The 5227-nt window shown below is 52.7% G+C and carries 6 protein-coding genes and 4 tRNA genes; all 10 read right to left on the bottom strand.

Annotated elements, in window-relative coordinates; all coding sequences use genetic code 11:
• Nucleotides 1–119: 119 nt before the first annotated feature.
• The 10 genes from nusG to birA all read right to left on the bottom strand — a co-directional run bounded on the left by nusG (nucleotide 120) and on the right by birA (nucleotide 5047).
• Nucleotides 120–653 (bottom strand): transcription termination/antitermination protein NusG, encoded by a 534-nt coding sequence (gene nusG, locus ACIF4X_RS28700; protein WP_007916492.1) that lies wholly within the window; start codon nucleotides 651–653, stop codon nucleotides 120–122.
• 9 nt (nucleotides 654–662) lie between these two features.
• Nucleotides 663–1031 carry a preprotein translocase subunit SecE gene (gene secE / locus ACIF4X_RS28695; protein WP_007916493.1) on the bottom strand — a complete coding sequence of 123 codons (369 nt, stop codon included), beginning with the start codon at nucleotides 1029–1031 and terminating at the stop codon, nucleotides 663–665.
• A 45-nt stretch (nucleotides 1032–1076) separates the two neighbouring features.
• Nucleotides 1077–1151: transfer RNA gene (locus ACIF4X_RS28690), tRNA-Trp, on the bottom strand.
• Between the two features lie 53 nt (nucleotides 1152–1204).
• Complete coding sequence (tuf, locus tag ACIF4X_RS28685; protein ID WP_397484642.1) at nucleotides 1205–2398, bottom strand: elongation factor Tu; 1194 nt, start codon at nucleotides 2396–2398, stop codon at nucleotides 1205–1207.
• An 85-nt stretch (nucleotides 2399–2483) separates the two neighbouring features.
• Nucleotides 2484–2559, bottom strand: a tRNA-Thr gene (locus ACIF4X_RS28680).
• 26 nt (nucleotides 2560–2585) lie between these two features.
• A tRNA-Gly gene (locus ACIF4X_RS28675) sits at nucleotides 2586–2659 on the bottom strand.
• A 25-nt stretch (nucleotides 2660–2684) separates the two neighbouring features.
• Nucleotides 2685–2769 (bottom strand) — tRNA-Tyr (locus ACIF4X_RS28670).
• 143 nt (nucleotides 2770–2912) lie between these two features.
• Entirely contained in the window at nucleotides 2913–3344 is a 432-nt protein-coding gene (locus ACIF4X_RS28665; RefSeq protein WP_397484640.1) for a hypothetical protein, read from the bottom strand.
• A 7-nt stretch (nucleotides 3345–3351) separates the two neighbouring features.
• Nucleotides 3352–4104, bottom strand: a complete 753-nt coding sequence (locus tag ACIF4X_RS28660; protein WP_397484639.1) for a pantothenate kinase — start codon at nucleotides 4102–4104, stop codon at nucleotides 3352–3354.
• A complete protein-coding gene (gene birA, locus ACIF4X_RS28655) occupies nucleotides 4094–5047 on the bottom strand; it encodes a bifunctional biotin--[acetyl-CoA-carboxylase] ligase/biotin operon repressor BirA (RefSeq protein ID WP_397484638.1) in 954 nt (317 codons plus the stop codon). Before birA ends, ACIF4X_RS28660 begins: the two co-directional genes overlap by 11 nt.
• Between the last annotated feature and the right edge of the window lie 180 nt (nucleotides 5048–5227).

Genomic DNA, 5227 nt, shown 5'->3' with positions numbered 1-5227 from the left:
ATGAGGCACTCCAATTACGGGTTCGAACGCCACGAAAGGCTCCCCGGTTACTTGCGCGTTTATCCCAGTGACGACAAAACCCCACAGCCTAGGGCTGCGGGGTTGGGATGCTTGTTCAGCTAGACCTTTTCGACCTGACTGAACTCCAACTCTACCGGAGTAGAGCGACCGAAAATGAGCACTGCCACTTGGATCCGGCTCTTTTCGTAGTTAACTTCTTCAACAACGCCATTGAAATCTGCAAATGGACCGTCATTGACTCGCACCGTCTCGCCTGGCTCGAAGAGAGTCTTCGGCTTCGGCTTGTCGCTACCATCAGCAACACGACGCAGAATTGCTTCTGCCTCTTTATCGGTGATTGGCGCAGGCTTATCAGCAGTACCGCCGATAAAACCCATCACCCGAGGAGTGTCCTTGACCAAGTGCCAAGTACCCTCATTCATATCCATCTGAACCAGCACATAGCCTGGAAAGAACTTGCGTTCGCTCTTGCGCTTCTGGCCATTACGCATTTCAACCACTTCTTCAGTGGGAACCAGAATCTCGCCGAAGCCATCTTCCATGCCAGCCAGCTTTACGCGCTCGACCAGCGAGCGCATCACATGCTTCTCGTAACCCGAGTAAGCATGCACAACATACCAACGCTTAGCCACGGGACACCCTTAGCCGACAATCAAGGAAACAAGCCAGCCGAGCAGGGAATCAAGACCCCACAACAGCAACGCCATAACCAGAACAACAGCCACCACAATAAGGGTGGTCTGCGTGGTTTCTTGGCGAGTTGGCCACACGACTTTACGAATCTCGGTGCGAGCTTCCTTAACGAGTACAAAGAAAGACTTGCCCTTCGCAGTCTGCAGGCCTACAAAGGCAGCTACAGCAGCAATGACAAGCAAAGCGAGTACACGGTACAGGATCGGCGAAGCAGAGTAATACTGATTGCCAACAACGCCAACAACCACCAAAGCGACAACTACAAGCCACTTGAGCAGATCGAAGCGAGAGCCTTGAGCTTCAGCTTTAGGAGTCATCTATGAAGATCCTGTGAAAAGAAAGCCAGACACACCAAGTGAATCTGGCAGGTCAGGAGGGAATCGAACCCCAACCTACGGTTTTGGAGACCGTCGCTCTGCCAATTGAGCTACTGACCTAAAACAAAATCAGGCCGACCATTATGCCGGCCCGAAAAATACATTACAACTACTTACTCGATGATTTTAGCTACGACGCCAGCGCCGACGGTACGACCGCCTTCACGGATAGCGAAACGCAAACCATCTTCCATTGCGATGGTTTTGATCAGAGTAACAGTCATCTGAATGTTGTCACCTGGCATTACCATTTCAACGCCTTCTGGCAGCTCGCAGTTACCAGTCACGTCAGTAGTACGGACGTAGAACTGTGGACGGTAGCCTTTGAAGAACGGAGTGTGACGACCGCCTTCTTCCTTGCTCAGAACGTAAACTTCTGCAGTGAACGTGGTGTGCGGCTTAACCGAACCCGGCTTAACCAGAACCTGACCACGCTCAACGTCGTCACGCTTGGTGCCACGCAACAGAACGCCGCAGTTCTCGCCAGCACGACCTTCGTCGAGCAGTTTGCGGAACATTTCAACACCGGTGCAAGTAGTAACGGTGGTGTCACGCAGACCAACGATTTCCAGCGGATCTTGAACGCGAACGATACCGCGCTCGATACGACCAGTCACAACAGTACCGCGACCCGAGATCGAGAACACGTCTTCGATTGGCATCAGGAACGGCTTGTCGGTTACACGCACTGGTTCTGGGATGTAGCTGTCCAGAGTTTCAACCAGCTTCTTGACGGCAGTGGTGCCCATCTCGTTGTCGTCTTTGCCTTCCAGAGCCATACGAGCCGAACCGATGATGATTGGAGTGTCATCGCCCGGGAAGTCGTAGGTGGACAGCAGGTCGCGAACTTCCATCTCAACCAGTTCCAGCAGCTCAGCGTCGTCTACCAGGTCAGCCTTGTTCAGGAAAACCACGATGTACGGAACGCCAACCTGACGGGACAGCAGGATGTGCTCACGGGTTTGTGGCATCGGACCATCAGCGGCCGAGCAAACCAGAATAGCGCCGTCCATTTGAGCAGCACCGGTGATCATGTTCTTCACATAGTCAGCGTGACCTGGGCAGTCGACGTGAGCGTAGTGACGGATCTTCGAGTTGTACTCAACGTGTGCGGTGTTGATGGTGATACCGCGAGCTTTTTCTTCTGGCGCGCTGTCGATCTTGTCGAAGTCAACGATTGCAGAACCGAAAACCTCGGAGCAAACGCGAGTCAGAGCAGCAGTCAGAGTGGTTTTACCGTGGTCAACGTGACCAATGGTCCCAACGTTGACGTGGGGCAGGGAACGATCAAATTTTTCCTTAGCCATCGATATCACCCTCAACAGAAGAAATTAGACAAACAATATCAACCATTAAAACAAAGGCAGATATTTTCATATCTGCCTTGTTATATGGAGCTCTTGAGCGGATTTGAACCGCTGACCTCACCCTTACCAAGGGTGTGCTCTACCAACTGAGCTACAAGAGCAAAACACTTTGCACAACCTGCAAACTTGGAGCGGGTAGCGGGAATCGAACCCGCATCATCAGCTTGGAAGGCTGAGGTTCTACCACTAAACTATACCCGCGGAGCCTGCAGCTCACGCTTAAATCTGGTGGAGGGAGAAGGATTCGAACCTTCGAAGTCGTAGACGTCAGATTTACAGTCTGATCCCTTTGGCCGCTCGGGAACCCCTCCTAATCAGGCCGGCATTCTATACTATGCCAAACCCCTGTCAAGCATTTTCTCATTTAAAAACCTGAGGTTAGCTGCGTTGACACCGCCTCACATTGAAAACCTGTTTGGGTCTTCGCTGTGGAGCGGGCGCCATTCTATGCAAACTATTCAGCAGGTGCAACCCCCTCACACAGCATTATTTTATGTTTTAACTCATTGAATTCGTTGGAAAGGTTCTGCAACTGAGCATCACCCAACAAACGCTGGCCCTGAGGCGCGACAGACAACCAATAACCGCCCCCTGAAACATCCTTCGATGAAGATTGCACGTCGATCCCCATTTCGGCCAAACGCTGCTGAAGAGCTGAACGTGACTCCTGTCGGGAAAAACCACCGAGGAACAGACACTCCTGCCGTCGAGCCCCTCGCCCTTCCCGAACGTCACCTGTCGTTTCGCTAAGCAAGCGAATGTCTTGCTGGGAACCCCGGTACAAACTGAGACGCGTTACGTCCTTCGCCCGCAAAGGTGCTTCCTGCTGGTGCCAGACATAATAGAAACCGTTAAGAACGATGAGCAGGAGAAACAACCAACGCATACAAACCTCAGGAAAAAGGACATGCCATAGCCAGACCCACAAATACCAGGTCAGGAATGACTCTGGCCCCGGGCGCGACATCTGCAACCAATACAGCATCACCACCAGTTATAAAGACTGTGAACTCTTCCCCCCAGTAGGCGCTCGCCATTTCCAGCTGCGTCAGCACAAACCCTCGCAACATTAACGAACAGCCACGCTCCACCGCCTCAACGGTGGTGCGCCCAGGTGCACTGCTGGACAGCGCGCGCTCAGCCGCCAGATCTCCATAGCGAATCTTACGGGTATGTGTACGCAACTGATTGCGCATCAATGGCATACCAGGACAAATGAAACCGCCCAGATGCTCACCATCAGCAGCAATAAAGTCAGCGGTTACCGCCGTACCAAAATCGAGTACAAGGCAAGCGCTGCCCGATGCAAGGTGAAACCCGCCCAGCATGGCCAACCACCTATCAAGCCCTAGACGCTCATAGTCTTCATAACCATTTTTGACGCCAGACATTTCACGGGCGGACTTCGCACACACCACAGAAATACCGAACTCTCCCTTGATCGCATCGATTAATGCATCTGTTTCTTCCGCAGTCCTGACGCTGACCACGCGGCACTTGCGCAGCAAAAGCCCGTCAAGGGATCTCAAACTTTCAAGTAACGCCAGATCAGAGTCGACAACCCCTTCAGAAAAGAGAGCCGCGGGCGCAGCCTTCAGCACTCGCCACTTAATAAAGCTGTTCCCGCAGTCGAGCTCAAGAATCATCACGCAACCTCAGGCTGAGCTCACCACCGTTAAAGACTTTTTCCACGCCATCCACCTTCAGGCGCAGCGCACCCTGATTATCTATTCCGAGCACAACACCATCTATCTGACTGGAACCCGCAATCAACGATACAGACCGATCCTGCCACAAATGATTGGCCTCCCATTCTGCCTGGAGAACCGAGAAACCATCCGCCTGGTGGCGCCGGATGTAAGCACTTAACTGTTTGCTCAGCTCAACCACCAAGGCATTACGATCACTACTTTTGCCTGACTCAAGCCGGATAGATGTCCATTGCTGATCGACCTCATCCGATAGTTGCATATTCACGTTAATGCCAATGCCCAGCACAACATGGCAAACGTCGGCCGGATCGCCGACGAGTTCAAGGAGAATGCCGGCGATTTTCTTGTTGCCCACCAAGACATCGTTGGGCCACTTCAATCCGGTACTTGGCACTCCAAAATTTCGCAGAGCCCGCAAGACAGCCAACCCCACGACAAGACTCAACCCCTCGAGCTGGCGCATTCCGCCTTCAATACGCAGGACAAGACTGTAATAGAGATTCTCGGCAAATGGACTCACCCATTTGCGACCTCTTCGCCCACGCCCAGAGACTTGTCGCTCCGCGAGCACCAAAAAGGGCGCCAGACTACCTTGCCCGATCGAACGCAAGGCCTCGGCATTTGTCGAGTCGACTGAATCCAGGACAGTCACTGGCCAACCTGGCGCCATTGCCGATATCGCCCGAGAGTCGAGAAGTGTCAATGGCGCAGCCAATTGATAACCCCGCCCACGAACTTTATGAATGGACAAGCCAAGCTCAGCCTCTAGATGCTGAAGCTGTTTCCATACAGCGCTTCGACTTATTCCCAGGGCAACCCCCAGATCCTGACCAGAATGGAATCGACCATCCTTCAGAAGGTTCAACAACGTCAGCATGCAGGTCTCGCCTCACAATGAGGCCCGAATAATAGCCATGCCCCGGGCCGTTGCATAGAAATCAAGCAGATACATTTCCTGCAGGCAAAACAAAACCCCAACTGCTTTCGCAATTGGGGTTTCGGAATTTAATCTTGACGATGACCTACTCTCACATGGGGAAACCCCACACTACCATCG

Origin of the sequence: Pseudomonas sp. NPDC085632 (assembly GCF_044541255.1) — a bacterium.
Classification (GTDB): domain Bacteria; phylum Pseudomonadota; class Gammaproteobacteria; order Pseudomonadales; family Pseudomonadaceae; genus Aquipseudomonas.
This window is presented reverse-complemented; position numbering and strand designations above follow the sequence as displayed.